The following is a 16,788-nucleotide window of genomic DNA, read 5'->3' as shown; positions in this document are numbered from 1 at the left end:
ATGAGACAGTTCACAACCAGACAAATCGTGCTGCTTGGTGTATTGATGGAGGTCGCTATTACCCTTATACATGCTCCGGCGCAGGCAGCAGATTACGCGAATCAACATGCCTACTGGACCTGTGTAATTGCAGCTATCGTGCTATGCTTGCCGATTTGGGCCATGTTGAGACTCAAGCGGCGTTTTCCTGATCAGGACCTGATGCAGGCCATGGTGAGCTTTCACCCTGTGCTAGGACGGATGCTGCTTGCAGTCTACCTTATTTTATTTCTGATCATTTTTGCAAGGGATTTGAGAGTTATCACGGATTTGGTGGAGGTTGTACTTTTGCCGCTGACTCCGATTGTTGTCGTATCTCTTATTTTGCTTTTGACTCTGGCGTTTATGGCCAAAGGCGGAATAAGCACCATCGTGAATATGACCGAGATTTTTGTACCTTTGTTGATTCTGACGCTGCTGACCATGCCGCTTTTTTTCGGGCGTAATATGGATTTTTCGGTACTGAGACCCTATTTACATCCGGAAGTAGATGGAGTGATCAAGGGCAGCTGGCGCATGCTGGGATATATGGCCGATATCATGATGGTTCCCTTTGTGATTTCTGGGAAGAGCTATAATGGGCGTAGTGCGTGGTATGGGCATTTGCTCGGAACCGCATTTCTGACCATGCTGATGTTGCTGTCGGAGTTGGTTATTGGTGTTCCTATCTTGTCCCGGCTATTTTATCCATCCTATGAACTAGTGCGTCAATTGCAGCTAACGGACTTTCTGGATCGGTTCGACTTGTTCGTGGCCGCACTGACCGTACCGACCTTTCTTACGAAGATTGGGGTTGACCTGTACGTTACCAGTTTGGCAGTAAAGCGTATGTTTGCCCATGCATGGGGAAGTCTGATGGTTTGGCCCGTAGGTTTGTTGGGTTACGTCTGTTCGTTTATGCTGTTCTCCAACATCGTGCAAATTTATGATTTCAGCCGGGAGTGGACCGCGGTGATGATCATTTTTTTTGTTATCATGCCCTTGTTGCTATGGATGTTGCTCCGACCCAAATCTAAAGGGAGAGGCGGAGATGATAAGGCATCTAACGGAGAGCGGGATAGCAGTAGTCAGAAAGAAAGCCAGCATGGAGGCAGAACAGGACACGACCACTTATAAGATTACTGTATTTATCGGAAAAGTAATTCTTATTTGTCTTTTACCCCTCTGATTGTATACTTGGTAGAAAGAAATACGACTTCTACAAGGGAGGCAACAGAATGGCACAACGCATGGCAGGTAAGAGAGTCGCTCTTGCTGGTCCCCGTAAAGCAGAAGAAATGGCGCTGCTAGTTGTGAAGATGGGGGGTGAGCCAGTACAGCGCCCGGCCCAGGGCACCGTTTTTTTGGATGATATCGAGCTGCGCAACGCTGTTGTATCGTGGGTGAAGCACCCTCCGGACTGGTACATCTTCACGACAGGTATGGGGCTGGATGCCCTGTTTGATATGGCAGAGGATATGGGCGTGGCCGAACAGATCATGGAGTTGCTGCAATCTTCCAACATTGCAGCGCGGGGCTACAAGACGGTCAATGGACTCAAAAAGCGTGGCTTTACGCCAGCAGTACGAGACGAGGACGGAAGTTTGATCGGATTGACAGGAGCTTTCGCCCCATACGATCTGAAGGGGAAGGAAGTATTGTTGCAACTGCATGGCGATCCAGCTCCACGGTTGGTAAAGTGGCTGGACGAGCAGGGGGCAGTGACCCGCCAGGTACTTCCTTATAAGCATATCCCACCTGAGGAAGCAAAATTGCAGACGTTACTGGAGGATGTTATCCATCGTAATGTTGATGCTGTTACGTTCACAAGTGGTCCGCAAATCCGATTTTTGGCCCAATATGCCAGAGAGCAAAATCGAATCGAGGATTTACTGGAAGCTTTTCGTGAGGATGTGATTGCTGTATCCGTAGGGAAGGTGACTGCACAGTCCATAGTGGAAGAAGGGATTGACCGAGTCGTGTTTCCAACCGAAGAGCGCATGGGCGCGATGATGGTGGAGTTGGGTAAATATTTTGAACATAACGATTCGGTGCATGGCTGTGGTCTGAAGATCGTGAATGGTCATTGAAATGAGATAGAAATTATAAATGCAGTATGCTAAAAAATGAACTTATATTTTGGGATACAGAGTAAAATAAAGATAAGGGCCTACGAGGTCTTTATCTTTTTTTGTTGGACATGCATCGACAAAAATTTTTGTTATAGCGAAAATGTTTATCTAATATAATGAATAAGTTTCGATGCATGATACTTAGGACAGGAGCTGAGACGTTAATGAATTCTATTTGCGTATTTGCCGGGTCCAGACCTGGACATTCATCGGTATATGTTGAGGCTGCAGGCAAGCTGGGGGAAGCCATGGCTCGCCATCATATCCGTCTGATCTATGGTGGATCTAGCAGGGGGCTGATGGGAGAGGTGGCGGATGGAATGCTGGCGGGTGACGGTCAGGTCACTGGCATTATGCCCACCCTGTTATTTGATGCAGAGATCATTCATCGGGGAGTTACCGAATTTATTGAGGTAGCAAGCATGCATGAGCGTAAAGCGGCAATGAGCGAGATGGCCGATGCGTTTATCGCTCTTCCGGGTGGCTTGGGAACCTTCGAGGAGCTATTCGAGGTATTGTGCTGGGCGCAAATCGGGATTCATCGCAAGCCCATTGGGCTGTTGAATGTGAATGGATATTTTGACCCGTTAGTAGAAATGGTGCGTCATAGCGTGCAAGAAGGGTTTACCGGGGCCGAGCACCCAGCGTTATTAAGTATCTCTGCGGACCCGGACGAATTGCTACATATGTTAAAAAATAAAGCAGAGAACTTGAAATAAAGCGTTTTTCGTGCTTGCACAACTGATTGAGGCAAGGTTATGATAAGACCCATAATCAAATAGCGGACAGACAAGGTGCCTTTGCGATTGAGCAAAGGGTAACAGGGAATCGGGTGCAAATCCCGAGCGGTCCCGCCACTGTAAGGAAGAGGATTTTTTAAAATGGTCACTCGTGAAAAACGGGGAAGACGAAAGAATCCGTTGATGCCAAGCCAGGAGACCTACCTTGATCTGTATGCACCGTTAACCTTCGCGGAGAGGATGGGTGTACGAAATCAGGAAATCAGGCACACGTTGCTTTTTCCATGTTGGCTAGAGGTTTGCGTGGATATGAACGTGCAGCAGCGTTTGAAACGTAAACAGTCAGATGGAAAACAACGGCAGGCTGGAGGAAGACAAATAGTGTCTTCTTACGCTGTTTGTTCGTCTGATGAGAGATGCGTACATAGAAACCCCATCCGGGCAGGATGGGGTTTTTTGAGTTACACGATGTGCATAAATCATTGAAATAGATAGCATAGCTGCCCTGAAAAGGATGAATAGGAGGAGCACGATGAGCCCATTAGGAAAATTGCTGGTGATTGGATTTGGACCAGGAGATATGGAACATATCACAAAACGGGCGCTGGATGCGCTGGCCGAAAGTGAGGTCATTATCGGCTACAATACCTACGTTGATTTGATCCGTCCGTTGTTGAACGGACAGGAGATTGTACGCACAGGAATGACAGAGGAAGTGAGCCGTGCGCAGGAGGCGGTTCGCCAAGCAGAGATGGGCAAGAAGGTAGCTGTCATTTCCAGTGGAGATGCGGGAGTCTATGGTATGGCAGGGCTGGTGTATGAGGTACTGATGCAAAAAGGCTGGCGACGCGAGGACGGGGTTGAGGTAGAAGTCGTACCGGGGATCTCGGCTATTCAGTCCTGTGCATCACTGTTGGGGGCGCCAGTTATGCATGATGCGTGCACGATCAGTCTGAGTGATCATCTGACCCCATGGGAAACGATTGTGAAGCGCGTAGAAGCAGCTGCTTCGGCCGATTTTGTAATTGCATTATACAACCCGCGCAGTGGTCGGCGTACCCGCCAGATTGTGGAGACGCAGTCCATTTTGCTGCGTTACCGCGATCCGCAAACTCCAGTCGGGTTGGTGAAAAGTGCTTATCGTGAACGTCAGCAAGTTATTGTAACGACGCTGGAAGATATGCTGAACCATGACATTGGGATGCTGACGACTGTAATCATCGGCAATTCCTCGACGACGGTGTATGACGGCTTGATCGTGACTCCGCGCGGATATCAGCGCAAATACACATTAGATGCGACCGAGCAGGCACTCAAGCCGCATCAGCGTCTCCGCACGGAAGCGGAGCCGTGGTCGCTGGGAGCACAAGAGGATACACTGCAAGCAGGCGCAGCCCCGACTACGCCCGCTGGACCCTCCGCGAGCGGCGCTGCGGTTGCGACGCAGGCAACGACTGCTGTGCAAACCGGCGCAGCCCCGGCATCGCTGGCAGCAGAGGCACTAAGCCGTCTCGCTGTCGGCGGCAAGCTGCCTGGCGAAGCCAACGCTCGCTGGAGCGGGCAAGTGCCTACCGCCGAGAGCACCGCCGGAACGTTAGCGGTGGCCGGAGCGGGGGCTACGGCTGGAATGGCGACAGGCGGCTTTGGCAAGCCTGCGCTGTTTGAGGTGGGCGTTTCCCCGGGTGTGGGAAACAAGAAGTTCACCGCTCGTCAGATGGCGCTGCTCGCCGAGGTAGCGGGTGATGACGGCGAGCTGGAATACACGCCAGATCATCAGATCGTGCTGCGCGTGCCGTGTGCAGACCCCGAGGAACTGGTCGGACGGCTGCGGGATGAACGATTCATTGTCATGCCGATTGGCGATGTGTTTAAGGTGAAGGCGTGCGACTTCTGCAATATGGAGAAGGATGACGCTGTGCCTGTGGCTGAGCATCTACAGGTTGTACTTGGCGGATTACAGGCACCCAAGGAAACGAGTATTGCTTTGAACGGATGCGGTATGGCCTGCTATGGAGCGGTGCTGGAGGATATCGGAATCGTCTATCGCAAGGGAGGATACGACCTCTTCCTCGGTGGCAAAAAATTCGGTCGCAATGCTCATGCCGCTCAGCCTGTAGCGGAAGGAATTCCGGGTGATCAGATTACTGATATCGTGGAGAACGTCATTGCTGAATATAAGGAAAAAGGGCATCCGAATGAGCGTTTTCATAAATTTTTTAAACGTGTAGGGGTCGTTGCGGGTTTCCGGCATGAAGATACACCAGCAACGGTAGAAGTGAATGCGGTTTGTGGTGATTAATGGAATGAAGGCCTGATGAACTGGATACAAGCATATATATAAAATAGGGCGTCATGCAGGTTATCCCTATAAAGAGGAGGAAAAAACAGCAGTGGATGCAATATTGTTGGTTGGACATGGAAGTCGGGACCCGGAGGGGAACCAGGAACTGCTAGAATTTGCACAGGCAGTGGCAGACCGGGTACCGGATATGTGCGTGGAAACCTGTTTCTTGGAGTTGGCACGTCCCAGCATTGCTGAAGGGATGCAAACATGTGTGGAGAAAGGGGCGACGCGTGTCGTTCTTATTCCGATTATCTTGTTCGCAGCGGTACATGCCAAAATTGATATTCCGATGGCTATTGACCGGGCAAAAGTAAAGTATCCGCAGGTGGAATTTGTATATGGACGTCCGATTGGTGTTCACGAGAAAATCGTCAGCATTCTGCAAAGCCGCTTGAAAGAGGCCCGTCCGGTTGCAATTCCAGCGGGAATGAATAGCGCTGTAGAGGCATTTGCCGAGGTATCCGACGAAGAAACGGCGGTACTTGTATTAGGACGCGGAAGTAGCGATCCAGATGCGAACAGTGACTTTTTCAAAATCACCCGTATGCTGTGGGAGCAGCTTTCTTATACGTGGGTAGAGAGCAGCTTTATCGGTGTGACGCAGCCTTCTTTTCCCGATGGATTGGAGCGTTGTGTACGATTAGGGGCCAAAAAGATTATTGTGCTTCCCTATTTTCTGTTCACGGGTGTGCTGATTAAGCGCATCGGAGAAATGACCCAGGAATTTGCCGAGGCTCACCCTGCATTACAAGTGGAGATGGGCGGATATTTTGGTTTCCATCCCCAATTGATTGAACTGGTGCTGGAGCGAGCTAAGGAAGGCTTGTTTGGCAAGGTTACGGCCAATTGTGATAACTGCCAGTTCCGTCTGGAGGCGCAGGAGCACCACCATCATCACCACGATCATGACCACGATCACCATCATGAGCATGAGCACGACCATGAACATCATCATCATGCACATGAGCACGATCATCATGATCACCATACACACAGCCACGATCACACTCATGAGCATGTCCATGCTCACAGCCATGATGACCATGATCACCATCACGAGCATTCACATACGCCATCTGTAGTGAACGGAAGCGGGCAGGTGAAGGGCTCATGATATTCATGCTATGCGGAACGAGCGACGCTCGGGAATTGGCGCTGCAAATCCGTGACAATGGCTTCAACGTATTGACCTCGGTCGTAACCGAAAGCGCGGCAGCCAGCTTGTCCGAAGTGGGACTAGACGTACGTACAGGACGAATGACAGCCGATGAAATGGCTGCAATGATTCGGGAGCAGGGAATACTGGCCGTCGTTGATGCCAGTCATCCTTTTGCAGAAGAAGCACATGCGAATGCGATGACAGCCGCTCGCGTATCTGGAGTTCCTTATATTCGCTACGAGCGGGCGGGACTGGTGTATGACAATCATCCGTTGCTCCACATCGTGTCTTCCTATGAAGAGGCCGCATTAGAAGCGAAGCAACTCAAAGGCTCTGTAATGCTTACGACAGGCAGTAAGACGCTCGGCACGTTCACCAAGCATTTACTCGGAGACCCGGAGATTCGTCTGGTTGCACGCATGCTGCCGCGCTTGGACAATATGGAGAAATGCAGCGAACTGGGCATGGAGCAAAAGAATATTATTGCCATGCAGGGACCCTTTTCCCGCGAGATGAATGAAGCATTGTACAAGCACTATGGCACGACCGTGATGGTCACCAAGGAAAGCGGACGCACGGGAGCAGTGGATGAAAAGGTTCAATCTGCATTGGAGCTGGGGATTCACGTACTTTTGATTTCCAGGCCGGAAGTGGAATTTGGCACAGTATTTGATCAATTCGAAGGAGTCATCGACGCATTGCGTATAGACAAAGAGAAAACTTCAATTTGAGTTGAGTCTTGCCCCTGCGAGTCCAGTCAATCTGGAACGACTTCTGGCATGTATTTAAAATATAGTCATCTTAAAATGTGCAGTTTTTGTGTAGAGGTGTTTGTAACTCCTTAACATGAATGTTATTTTCCCTATATAAGACGAACTTGAAAAATGAACATAAAACGGAGTAGTCGGAATGGTGCTGTACAAGCGTAGCGGTCGCTTTTGTCCCCGGATTTCTACGCTGATCATAGGTTTTATTCAAGGAATCCGGGGGCGGTGGCGATGGGAAGCACCATCCGACTGCGTAGTGGAACAATAGGTAACTTTAATGTTCTAAGCTAATTTAATTTTCTAATTTTCCATAAGGGAGTGGTCGATACGATGGATTTTAAAACAGATTTCAAACCGCTAACGGTACAGCCGCAGGAGATTGAAGGCAAAAGCTTCGAGATGATCACAGAAGAACTGGGAGAGCATCCTTTTACAGCAGAGCAATATCCCGTTGTACAGCGTGTCATTCATGCATCTGCTGATTTTGAGCTGGGCCGGAGCATGGTGTTTCATCCAAAAGCGATTGAAGCCGGGGTTGCAGCTATTCGCGCAGGGCAGCAGGTAGTGGCGGATGTGCAAATGATTCAAGCGGGGCTGAGCAAGGATCGTATCCGTCAATTTGGTGGGGATGTGCATGTGTACATATCTGACCCTGACGTCATGGAAGAAGCGAAAAGGCTGAATACGACACGCGCCATTATTTCGATGCGCAAAGCGATTCAGGCGGGCGAAGGCGGTATCTATGCCATTGGTAATGCACCGACAGCGTTGTTGGAGTTAATTCGTCTGGTGAAAGAAGGAGCGGCTAAGCCCGGACTGGTAATTGGCATGCCCGTAGGCTTCGTCTCGGCGGCAGAATCCAAGGACGAGCTGCGCAAGCTGGATATTCCGTTCATTACGAATATTGGACGCAAGGGCGGCAGTACAATTGTCGTAGCAGCATTGAATGCGATCTCCTTAATGGCTGTCCGCTAGATGCGGTTGTCCGTTTGCTGTATCATGAAATGAATTGGAACATGATCAGCAGAAGAGGTTAAGGAGGAATTGGCATGGAAAAGGAAGCGGCGTCCGTCGACAGGCCCAAACGGATGAAAAGCGGTGAAGCTCCCGCACCGGACAAGCCGATGCGGTCAGGCTTTACGACTGGAGCTTGTGCGGCTGCAGTGGCCAAAGGAGCGGTACAACTGCTCATCACGGGCATTCCGCCGAAGGAAGCAGTGATATCGCTGCCCGCGGGCTTTGATCATGCGTTTGAGCTGATTGAGCCTGTGTGGGACGCGGACGAAGCTTCCTGCACGACGATCAAGGACGGTGGCGATGACCCAGATGCCACGCATCAGGCGAGAATTAGCGCCTCTGTTAGCTGGCGCGAGGAGCTGGGCATTGAGTTGGACGGTGGCATCGGCGTGGGGCGGGTAACGAAGCCCGGTCTGCCTGTGCCTGTCGGGGAAGCAGCGATTAATCCGGTGCCGCGCCGGATGATTACGGAGGCTGTGACAGGCGTGCTTGAAGAGCACGGATCGGCCAAAGGTGTCCGTGTCGTCATCAGCGTACCGGACGGTGAAGAAATTGCCAAGAAAACGTTGAACGGGCGACTTGGCATTCTTGGCGGTATTTCCATACTAGGTACGCGTGGAGTGGTCGTTCCGTTTTCCACGTCAGCTTATAAAGCCAGTGTCGTGCAGGCCATATCGGTTGCGCAAGCGATGAACTGCCAGGAAATAGTCCTGACCACAGGTGGCAGCAGTGAAAAATATGCCATGCAAATGTACGATCAGCTGACGGAAGAGGCCTTTATTCAGATGGGGGATTTTGTCGGCTTTGCCATTAAGCACGGGAAACGGCTGGGAATGAAAAAGATTATTCTCGTCGGTATGCCCGGCAAGCTGTCGAAGGTAGCTCAAGGTGTCATGATGGTTCACTCCAAGAGCGCACCGGTGGACTTTGGCTTTTTGGCTGAGGTCGCGCGTGAAGCAGGTGTGGACGAGTCGCTTGCAGCGGCAGTGGCAGAGGCGAATACAGCTACGCAGGTGGCAGATATGATGACGGAAGCGAATGCGCTGAGCTTTTTTGAAAAGCTGTGTACCTATGGATGTCAGCATTGTCTGGACCATGCAGGTGGTGGAATTGTCGTGGAAATGGTACTGGTAACGATGAAAGGGAACGTGCTGGGGAGGGCGAGAGTCGGTGAGTAGAGTGATTCGTGTCATTGGTATCGGTGAAAATGGAGCGGCAGGTCTGTCGCAGGAGACGCTGGAGCACATTGAGCGTGCCGACCTGCTGGTTGGTGGAGAACGCCAGCTAGCCTTTTTCAAGGCATTCGCAGGGGAAAAACGAACATTAAAGAGCGGCTTATCTGCCGTGGTAGAAGAATTGGGACGGTTGCGCAATGACAAGGATATTGTCGTGCTTGCGTCAGGCGATCCGCTTTTTTTTGGAATTGCAGGTTATTTGTCTGCCAAGCTGGGGGCTGAACATCTGGATATTTTGCCGCATCTCAGCTCGGTTCAGCTGGCGTTTGCGCGTCTCGGTGAAAGCTGGCAGGATGCGGTGCTGGAAAGCGTACACGGCCGTCCGATGACCGGATTGGCGCAGCGGATCGACGGACAGAACAAGGTCGCGCTGCTGACGGATGACCGAAATCATCCCGCCACAGTCGCTGCCTATTTGCTGCATTATGGTATGACGGAATATGATGCCTTTGTCGGCGAGCATTTGGGCGGACCGGATGAGGCGTATCGGCATTATACGCTGGAAGAGATGGCGCAGAGAACGTTCCAACCATTGAATGTGGTTATTTTACGCCGCCGTAAGGGAGAAGACGTGCCTGCAATTCGTCGGGGATTTGGCTTCGAGGATGCGGAATTTCACCAGCGCAAGCCGGAAAAAGGGCTGATCACGAAGCGTGAAGTACGCGTATTCAGCTTGTCCGAGCTGCGTCTGACCGAACGAAGCATCGTATGGGATATCGGCGCAGGCTCCGGCTCTGTAGCGGTGGAATGTGCGCGGCTGGCCAGGTATGGACAAGTATTTGCCATTGAGAAGAATGAAGGCGATCTCGCTAATGTGGAAGCAAACAAAATCAAATTCCGCACCGATTTCCCGGTCATTCATGCCAAAGCGCCTGCCGGATTGGAAGATCTGCCAGACCCGGATGCGGTGTTTATCGGTGGGAGCGGGGGAGAATTGGCTGAGCTGATTCGTCTGTGTGCTTCCCGTCTGCGTAAGGATGGACGAATTGTAGTGAATGCTGCAACGATTGAGACGCTGCATGACGGTATGAAGGCGATGCAAGCAGCAGGTCTCGAAACTTCGGTGACGTTACTGCAAACAGCGCGTAGCAAGCCGATTTTGAATATGACTCGTTTTGATGGACTCAATCCGATATATGTTATTACAGGACAGCCGGTGGTGGACGTGGCTGATGAAGTAGCAGGGGAGTAAGCTGGTAATTCAAGAGGGGGAGAGAGACAGCATGAATACGACGGCAACAGGAACACTTTACGGCGTAGGTGTGGGGCCGGGTGATCCCGAGCTGATTACAGTCAAGGCGTATCGCATGATTCAGGAATGTGCAGTTGTGGCTTATCCGAAGAAACGCCGGGGAGGTAAGTCGTATGCTCACGAGATCGTGGAGTTGTACGTCAACCCGGAGGAAAAGGAGATGCTGGGACTCATTTTTCCAATGACCAAGGACCCGGTTGTACTGGAGCGTGAATGGAACAAAACGGTGGTTGCTTGCTGGGAGGCACTGAGTCAAGGCAAGGATGTAGCCTTTGTCACAGAGGGAGACCCTAATCTGTACAGTACCTTTATTCATTTGGCACGGCTCATGAAGGATCTCCATCCAGAGGTGCCGATTGTATCTATTCCGGGCATTTCGTCTGTGTTGGGAGCGGCGGCAGCGCTGGAATTGCCTTTGGCAGACGGAGATCAGCAGGTCGGTATAATTCCGGCTACGGATGATCGGGAAGCGATGAAGCGGGCGATTGAGAATCACGATACGGTCGTGTTTATCAAGGTTGCCAAGGTGCTGGATTTGATTTTGGATGTGCTGGATGAACTCCATCTTGGGGACCGTGCTTCTGTCATTACCAAGGTCACTTCTCCTTATGAAATGGTATGGCGCAACGCACGTGAGCTGCGCGGACAGGAACTTGAATATTTGAGTTTAATGGTGGTGAGCAAATGACGTTGGAGCCCAAAGTATATATTGTAGGAGCAGGTCCCGGCGACCCGGAGTTGATTACTGTCAAAGGCTCCCGGATTCTACGCACGGCCGATGTGGTATTGTACACGGATTCACTCGTGAACGACGAGTTGATTGCCACGGCCAAACCAGAGGCGCAGGTACTGCAAAGCTCAGGCATGGACCTGGAGCGGCAGGTCGAGATCATGAGCGAGGCTGTGCAGGCTGGACGCAGTGTAGCTCGCGTACATACAGGCGATCCGGCAGTGTACGGTGCCATTTTGGAGCAGATGGTGTTGCTGAAGCAGCGCGGAGTAGCATACGAAATCGTGCCGGGCGTCAGCTCGGTCTTTGCTTCTGCGGCCGTGTTGGGTGCAGAGCTAACTGTGCCTGACCTGACGCAGACCGTCATTCTGACGCGTGCCGAAGGCCGTACACCTGTACCAGATCGGGAAAAGCTGCGTGATTTGGCTTCCCATCACTGCACAGTGGCCTTATTCCTCAGCGCAACGCTGGCGAAGAAGGTAGTTGTTGAGTTTCTGGCGGCAGGCTGGAGCGAGGACACGCCTGTAGCGGTTGTACAGCGAGCGACCTGGCCGGATCAAAAGATCGTACGCACGACGCTTGCCGAATTGCCAGCTGATCTGCGTGCAGCAGGTATTACGATGCATGCCATGATTTTGGCAGGCTGGGCGCTGGACCCGGAGCTGGTGGACAAGGACGCGCATCGTTCCAAGCTGTACGACAAGTCGTTCACCCATGGCTACCGGAAGGGAGTGAAGCCCGGTGAGTAATCCATTTGCCGCTGTGGCGATCACGAAGCATGGAGTGGAAATGGTCCGCAATTTGGGAGACAGCTTTCCGGGCACGGATGTGTATTACATGTCCAAGTTTGAGCGTGGCGACGAGCAGGAGCGTGGCATTCAGTTGTTCGAAGGCTCGGTCAAGCTGATTTTGCCGGATTTATTTAAACAATATAACGGTATTATTTTGTTTATTTCTCTCGGTGCAGTAGTTCGTATGATTGCACCAATTTTGGTGGATAAAAAGGTAGATCCAGCGGTAGTTGTCATTGATGATCGCGGCGAGCATGTCATTAGCGTATTGTCTGGCCATTTAGGTGGCGCCAATGAATTGACCCGCCATGTAGCGGCTGTATTAGGCGCACGTGCTGTAATCACGACCGCATCAGACGTGCAGGGCACGATTCCGGTGGACATGTTTGGTCGGGAATTGGGTTGGGTGGTCGATAGCTTCGACAAGGCCACTCCTGTGAGCGCCGCTGTTGTGAACGAGGAGCCTGTTGCGCTCATACAAGAGACAGGCGAACGGAACTGGTGGCGTTATGACAAGCCTGTACCTGGACATATCAAGGTATATGCTTCGACGGCAGAAGCATTACAAGAACCATTTAACGCCGCGTTGGTCGTGAGTGACCGTTTATTGGAGCCGCAGGAAGAGGAGCAGCTTCTTTCTAATGGCGTGCTGTACCGTCCGAAAAGCTTGGTGCTTGGCATCGGCTGCAACCGTGGGACTGCATTAGAGGAGCTGGAGGCGGGTGTGCTGGACACCTTGCAAGAGCTACGTTTGTCCGTGAAAAGCGTACGGAATATTGCCACCATTGATCTGAAAAAGGACGAAGAGGGCTTACTTGCCCTTTGCGCCAAATACGGTTGGGAGCTGGTGACATATACTCCGTCAGAGCTGAATACGGTGCAGCTTCCCAATCCATCGGAAACCGTCTTCAAATACACTGGTGCATATGGGGTCAGTGAACCATCAGCCCTGTTGTCTTCAGGTGCAGACCATTGGCTGCTGGAGAAGAAAAAAAGCGGCAATATGACGTTGTCTGTAGCGCGGGTTTCCTATGACTGACGTCATGAAGCAGGCTGTACAGTCTGATCCATCTGCCGCTACGCGCAGAAGCCGTATTGTTGTTGCTGGCACAGGCAGCGGTGCAGGCAAAACAACTGTTACACTCGGGCTGATGAAGGCTTTCGCCGATAGCGGCCTGCGAGTGCAGGGTTTTAAGTGCGGACCGGATTATATTGATCCGACCTATCATACTGCCGCGACCGGGTCTTCTTCCCGTAATCTGGATTCTTGGATGACCTCACCAGATACGGTGCGTGAAATCTTTATCCGTGCTTCTGAAGGCGCGGATATTTCCGTGATTGAAGGCGTCATGGGGCTGTATGACGGCAAGGACCCGCTCAGCAACACCGGCTCGACCGCTGAGATCGCCATGCTGACGGACAGCCCTGTATTGCTGGTGGTCGACGTGCGCAGTATGGCACGAAGCGCCGCCGCTATTGTGCTCGGCTTTCAGCGCTTGGAGCCCAAGCTGCGCATTGTGGGCGTAATTGTGAATCGCTGCGGTAGCCAAGGGCACTATGGCATCGTCAAAAAGGCGATTGAGCAGGAGTGCGGCATCCCCGTGCTCGGCTGGTTAAAGCGTGATGACGGGCTGGATATTCCCGAGCGTCATCTGGGATTAGTACCTGCTGTGGAACGCGGCGAGCTGGAGCCGCTTTTCCAACGGGCGGCAGAGCTGATCCGCGCGGGTACGGATCTGGATGCACTGCGGGCATTGGCAGATTCGGCTCCGCCGCCCAGCCCGCCTGATCACCCATTATTTTCCCCGGATTGGCTTCCATCAGTAGGGCATGAAGCTGATACCGGGGAACGTCCCGTCATCGCCGTCGCCAGAGACGCGGCTTTCAATTTTTACTACCCGGAAAATATGGATTTGCTACGTCAGGCGGGAGCGGAGATTGTCTATTTCAGTCCTCTGGCGGGAGAACGCGTACCTGAGCAGGCAAGCGGCCTATATCTGGGCGGCGGTTTCCCCGAAGAGTTTGCCGCAGATATCGCTGCAAATACAGGCTTTTTGGAAGATATCCGCAACGCGGTGAGCCGGGATATGCCAGTATTCGCCGAATGCGGCGGTTATATGGTACTGGCACGGACACTTACGGATCGTATGGGTAATGTCCATCACATGGCCGGGGTTATTCCGTCGGACGTCCGCATGCAAGAGAAACGGGCCGCACTGGGATACCGGGAAGCAACCGCTTTGCAGGATTGCTTGCTGCTGGAGGCTGGAGAGACAATTCGGGGACATGAATTTCATTATTCTGTCATGCACTATGATGAATCATCCGCCCCCTACTCCTATGCCTATCAAACCAAGGGGATGCGTGGTCTCCAGAGCGAGGGCTATGCGAAAGGGAACCTTTTGGCAGCCTACACGCATGTTCATCTCGCTTCTCTTCCCAAAGCGGCAACACGCTGGGTGGAACAATGCCGGGCTTACGGTCAATAGTTTTGCAACCGAGTCCACTACTTCATAGAAACGAAAAAAAGCCGATTCCCCTAAAGGGGCCGGCTTTTCTAAATATCAATAGACTTAAACCTTACATAGTCTGGAAGCGTATACATTACTTTTTTGGTGATTCGCTTACATGAGCTTTTTCAGTTGGGAAATCCTTCCCTGACTCACACCAAGCATGGAGGCGAGTTGTTTTTGTGAAGATGCTGGATGTTCTTCCATAAGCTCTCTCATTTTCTCCAAAATAACGTCCGTGCGCTGATAAATTTTTTTCATATGCATATTTTGCTTAAGTGGGGATGAATGGGTTTCAGTCGCTGTGACCGGAAGTAAATCTTCCGTTTTCATCGAGGCTGCACATTCATCGCAGATAAACTGATCTTTAAAGTAGGTGTTGGTATCAACCGCACCGCAAAAAATACAGTTGGTTGATTTGTACTTACGGAGCATGAGTGTCTGGTCTTCAATAAAAAACTCTAATGGATCGCCGATGTCAATCTCCATCGTCATGCGCAACTCTTTAGGTAGCACAATTCGCCCCAAGCTGTCCAAGGGCCGGGTCATTCCAGTCCTTTTCATTCATGCAACCTCCCCGGTTTTTTAAGATTTATAGAATGTATAAGGTTTGAGGCAATTCTTATCAATTCTATAACCGCAAGCATAAATTCTTACAAAAAGCGGCCCTTTATTGTTAATCAAGCATGGACGCACTTTTTTTCTTACGAGTATACCATAAACAGGCCGAATCGCCATCGTTCAGATTTATAAATTTTGAATAAGTTTATCCCGAGCGAACATATATGCTATAATCTTCTGCTAAAGGATTTAATAGGCCGTCTGTAGAATTATTTATATATGCCGTAGCTCGGACAATGATGGCGGTGTTATGGGAAATGGATGAGGGCCAAACGGAATTTTCTGAGCGTTTTGACCCCACAAACAAGAATAAATGACACGGGTCCCGCCTTTAAAGTCCTTATATACAAGTCAGGCAAGGAGGATTTATCATGGAAAAAAGAAAAGCATTGTTGTTAGGAGATTATTCGTATCCGGAGTTTCACCCGCTGCAAGGGGTGGACGAAGAGATTAGCCATATTTTACAGGATTGGATGACCGTACAATGCAGTGAGAATCGTAAAATGCTGCTCAAGGAAAATCTAACCCCATTCGATCTATGTATCTCGTACTGTGATAGCCGCAAGGAGGTCCTGTCTCCTCAACAAACAGCAGGATTGCTGTCCTATGTTAGCGGCGGGGGTGGATTGCTTGTGCTGCATAACGGAATCACATTGCAAGGACGGTATGAGATTGCACAATTAATGGGGGCGCGTTTCTTGCGGCATCCGGCTGCCGGACCACTTTCCTTCAAAGTAACGGCGCCGGATCATCCGATTATGGAAGGAATCGAGCCGTTTGAGATCCAAGAGGAACCGTATCGTTTTGACTTTGATCCATTCACTGAAAAAACACTACTGATGGAATATGAACACGAGGGCGAGTGGTGGCCGGCGGCATGGTCACTGTCCTATGGCTTGGGTCGGGTCGTCTATTTGATGCCTGGACATAATCAGCCAAGCTTCCAGCACGAGGGATACCGCAAGCTGTTGCTTCAGGCTGCCAAGTGGGCTGGACGCTTTCCAGGTTAAACATAGATCATTCCATTCATTGAGGAAGGGGAGCTGCGAGCTTTATGCGGCTCCCCTTTTCAGGTTATACTATAGGTAATCACAGGTAGGGGAGGATATATTATGAGCGATTTGTTCAAAAAAGCCATCTCGTTGGGGTGGGGCCTCACCGTTGTCAGCAAAGAAAAGGTGGAGAAAGCCGTCGAGGATCTCGTAAACCGGGGAGAACTTGCGCCCTCGGAATCCAAAGCGCTGGTCGATCGTCTGATCGAACGAGGGGCAGAGGAACAGGGACAATTCAAAACAGTGATCCGCGAACAGGTTAGCCGCATTTTGCAGGAGCTGGAAGTACCTACCGAAAATGATGTTACAAGTTTGGAGCAACGTGTGGCATTGTTGGAAAAACAGGTAGCGGAGCTGGAAAAAGAAAAGGCGGCGCTTACGGGTTCGAGCGACGCTGAAGAAGCGAACCGGCTGGATTAA

Annotated in this window: 16 protein-coding genes and 1 riboswitch; of the genes, 15 read left to right on the top strand and 1 reads right to left on the bottom strand. The window is 51.1% G+C overall.

What is annotated here, in order from left to right; translation table 11 throughout:
• The 13 genes from JOE49_RS03910 to JOE49_RS03850 all read left to right on the top strand — a co-directional run bounded on the left by JOE49_RS03910 (position 1) and on the right by JOE49_RS03850 (position 14,674).
• Entirely contained in the window at positions 1 to 1,155 is a 1,155-nt protein-coding gene (locus tag JOE49_RS03910; protein ID WP_209940597.1) for a GerAB/ArcD/ProY family transporter, read from the top strand.
• Positions 1,156 to 1,256: 101 nt separating this feature from the next.
• Positions 1,257 to 2,108 (top strand): uroporphyrinogen-III synthase, encoded by an 852-nt coding sequence (locus JOE49_RS03905; RefSeq protein ID WP_076264515.1) that lies wholly within the window; start codon positions 1,257 to 1,259, stop codon positions 2,106 to 2,108.
• Positions 2,109 to 2,314: 206 nt separating this feature from the next.
• Positions 2,315 to 2,869: an LOG family protein gene (locus JOE49_RS03900; RefSeq protein ID WP_023990794.1), complete on the top strand. Its 555-nt coding sequence runs from the start codon at positions 2,315 to 2,317 to the stop codon at positions 2,867 to 2,869.
• Positions 2,870 to 2,926: 57 nt separating this feature from the next.
• Positions 2,927 to 3,112: riboswitch (cobalamin riboswitch) on the top strand.
• 310 nt (positions 3,113 to 3,422) lie between these two features.
• Positions 3,423 to 5,189, top strand: coding sequence for a precorrin-3B C(17)-methyltransferase (gene cobJ / locus JOE49_RS03895; protein ID WP_209940596.1), 1,767 nt, complete (start codon positions 3,423 to 3,425; stop codon positions 5,187 to 5,189).
• Between the two features lie 91 nt (positions 5,190 to 5,280).
• On the top strand, positions 5,281 to 6,348 hold the full coding sequence (locus JOE49_RS03890) for a sirohydrochlorin chelatase (RefSeq protein WP_209940595.1): 1,068 nt from the start codon (positions 5,281 to 5,283) through the stop codon (positions 6,346 to 6,348).
• Positions 6,345 to 7,124, top strand: coding sequence for a precorrin-6A reductase (gene cobK / locus JOE49_RS03885; protein ID WP_209940594.1), 780 nt, complete (start codon positions 6,345 to 6,347; stop codon positions 7,122 to 7,124). Before JOE49_RS03890 ends, cobK begins: the two co-directional genes overlap by 4 nt.
• Positions 7,125 to 7,490: 366 nt before the next feature.
• Positions 7,491 to 8,135 carry a precorrin-8X methylmutase gene (locus JOE49_RS03880; protein ID WP_013312413.1) on the top strand — a complete coding sequence of 215 codons (645 nt, stop codon included), beginning with the start codon at positions 7,491 to 7,493 and terminating at the stop codon, positions 8,133 to 8,135.
• 74 nt (positions 8,136 to 8,209) lie between these two features.
• Positions 8,210 to 9,355, top strand: coding sequence for a cobalt-precorrin-5B (C(1))-methyltransferase (locus JOE49_RS03875; protein ID WP_209940593.1), 1,146 nt, complete (start codon positions 8,210 to 8,212; stop codon positions 9,353 to 9,355).
• Positions 9,348 to 10,604 (top strand): precorrin-6y C5,15-methyltransferase (decarboxylating) subunit CbiE, encoded by a 1,257-nt coding sequence (gene cbiE / locus JOE49_RS03870; RefSeq protein ID WP_209940592.1) that lies wholly within the window; start codon positions 9,348 to 9,350, stop codon positions 10,602 to 10,604. Before JOE49_RS03875 ends, cbiE begins: the two co-directional genes overlap by 8 nt.
• Before the next feature lie 31 nt (positions 10,605 to 10,635).
• A complete protein-coding gene (cobI, locus tag JOE49_RS03865) occupies positions 10,636 to 11,352 on the top strand; it encodes a precorrin-2 C(20)-methyltransferase (RefSeq protein WP_209940591.1) in 717 nt (238 codons plus the stop codon).
• The gene (gene cobM, locus JOE49_RS03860; RefSeq protein WP_209940590.1) at positions 11,349 to 12,143 is read left to right on the top strand and encodes a precorrin-4 C(11)-methyltransferase; all 795 of its coding nucleotides are present in this window, start codon (positions 11,349 to 11,351) and stop codon (positions 12,141 to 12,143) included. Before cobI ends, cobM begins: the two co-directional genes overlap by 4 nt.
• Positions 12,136 to 13,224: a cobalt-precorrin 5A hydrolase gene (locus JOE49_RS03855; RefSeq protein ID WP_209940589.1), complete on the top strand. Its 1,089-nt coding sequence runs from the start codon at positions 12,136 to 12,138 to the stop codon at positions 13,222 to 13,224. Before cobM ends, JOE49_RS03855 begins: the two co-directional genes overlap by 8 nt.
• Positions 13,217 to 14,674, top strand: coding sequence for a cobyrinic acid a,c-diamide synthase CobB (locus tag JOE49_RS03850; protein ID WP_209940588.1), 1,458 nt, complete (start codon positions 13,217 to 13,219; stop codon positions 14,672 to 14,674). The genes JOE49_RS03855 and JOE49_RS03850 overlap by 8 nt, the downstream gene beginning before the upstream one ends.
• A gap of 135 nt (positions 14,675 to 14,809) precedes the next feature.
• Here JOE49_RS03850 and JOE49_RS03845 read toward each other — a convergent pair whose 3' ends face one another.
• Positions 14,810 to 15,259: an AbrB/MazE/SpoVT family DNA-binding domain-containing protein gene (locus JOE49_RS03845; protein ID WP_071558108.1), complete on the bottom strand. Its 450-nt coding sequence runs from the start codon at positions 15,257 to 15,259 to the stop codon at positions 14,810 to 14,812.
• 428 nt (positions 15,260 to 15,687) lie between these two features.
• Here JOE49_RS03845 and JOE49_RS03840 point away from each other — a divergent pair, with 428 nt between their 5' ends.
• Both JOE49_RS03840 and JOE49_RS03835 read left to right on the top strand, forming a co-directional pair.
• Positions 15,688 to 16,326: a ThuA domain-containing protein gene (locus tag JOE49_RS03840; protein ID WP_023990782.1), complete on the top strand. Its 639-nt coding sequence runs from the start codon at positions 15,688 to 15,690 to the stop codon at positions 16,324 to 16,326.
• A gap of 102 nt (positions 16,327 to 16,428) precedes the next feature.
• A complete protein-coding gene (locus JOE49_RS03835; RefSeq protein ID WP_013312404.1) occupies positions 16,429 to 16,788 on the top strand; it encodes a phasin family protein in 360 nt (119 codons plus the stop codon).

Source organism: Paenibacillus sp. PvR133 (assembly GCF_017833155.1).
Classification (GTDB): domain Bacteria; phylum Bacillota; class Bacilli; order Paenibacillales; family Paenibacillaceae; genus Paenibacillus; species Paenibacillus polymyxa_B.
This window is presented reverse-complemented; position numbering and strand designations above follow the sequence as displayed.

What these genes read in the sequence shown, in the direction of transcription:
- JOE49_RS03910 (WP_209940597.1), top strand. Translation starts at nt 1, where the DNA reads ATGAGACAGTTCACAACCAGACAAATCGTGCTGCTTGGTGTATTGATG.
- JOE49_RS03905 (WP_076264515.1), top strand. Translation starts at nt 1,257, where the DNA reads ATGGCACAACGCATGGCAGGTAAGAGAGTCGCTCTTGCTGGTCCCCGT.
- JOE49_RS03900 (WP_023990794.1), top strand. Translation starts at nt 2,315, where the DNA reads ATGAATTCTATTTGCGTATTTGCCGGGTCCAGACCTGGACATTCATCG.
- cobJ (WP_209940596.1), top strand. Translation starts at nt 3,423, where the DNA reads ATGAGCCCATTAGGAAAATTGCTGGTGATTGGATTTGGACCAGGAGAT.
- cobK (WP_209940594.1), top strand. Translation starts at nt 6,345, where the DNA reads ATGATATTCATGCTATGCGGAACGAGCGACGCTCGGGAATTGGCGCTG.
- JOE49_RS03880 (WP_013312413.1), top strand. Translation starts at nt 7,491, where the DNA reads ATGGATTTTAAAACAGATTTCAAACCGCTAACGGTACAGCCGCAGGAG.
- JOE49_RS03875 (WP_209940593.1), top strand. Translation starts at nt 8,210, where the DNA reads ATGGAAAAGGAAGCGGCGTCCGTCGACAGGCCCAAACGGATGAAAAGC.
- cobI (WP_209940591.1), top strand. Translation starts at nt 10,636, where the DNA reads ATGAATACGACGGCAACAGGAACACTTTACGGCGTAGGTGTGGGGCCG.
- cobM (WP_209940590.1), top strand. Translation starts at nt 11,349, where the DNA reads ATGACGTTGGAGCCCAAAGTATATATTGTAGGAGCAGGTCCCGGCGAC.
- JOE49_RS03850 (WP_209940588.1), top strand. Translation starts at nt 13,217, where the DNA reads ATGACTGACGTCATGAAGCAGGCTGTACAGTCTGATCCATCTGCCGCT.
- JOE49_RS03845 (WP_071558108.1), bottom strand. Translation starts at nt 15,259, where the DNA reads ATGAAAAGGACTGGAATGACCCGGCCCTTGGACAGCTTGGGGCGAATT.
- JOE49_RS03840 (WP_023990782.1), top strand. Translation starts at nt 15,688, where the DNA reads ATGGAAAAAAGAAAAGCATTGTTGTTAGGAGATTATTCGTATCCGGAG.
- JOE49_RS03835 (WP_013312404.1), top strand. Translation starts at nt 16,429, where the DNA reads ATGAGCGATTTGTTCAAAAAAGCCATCTCGTTGGGGTGGGGCCTCACC.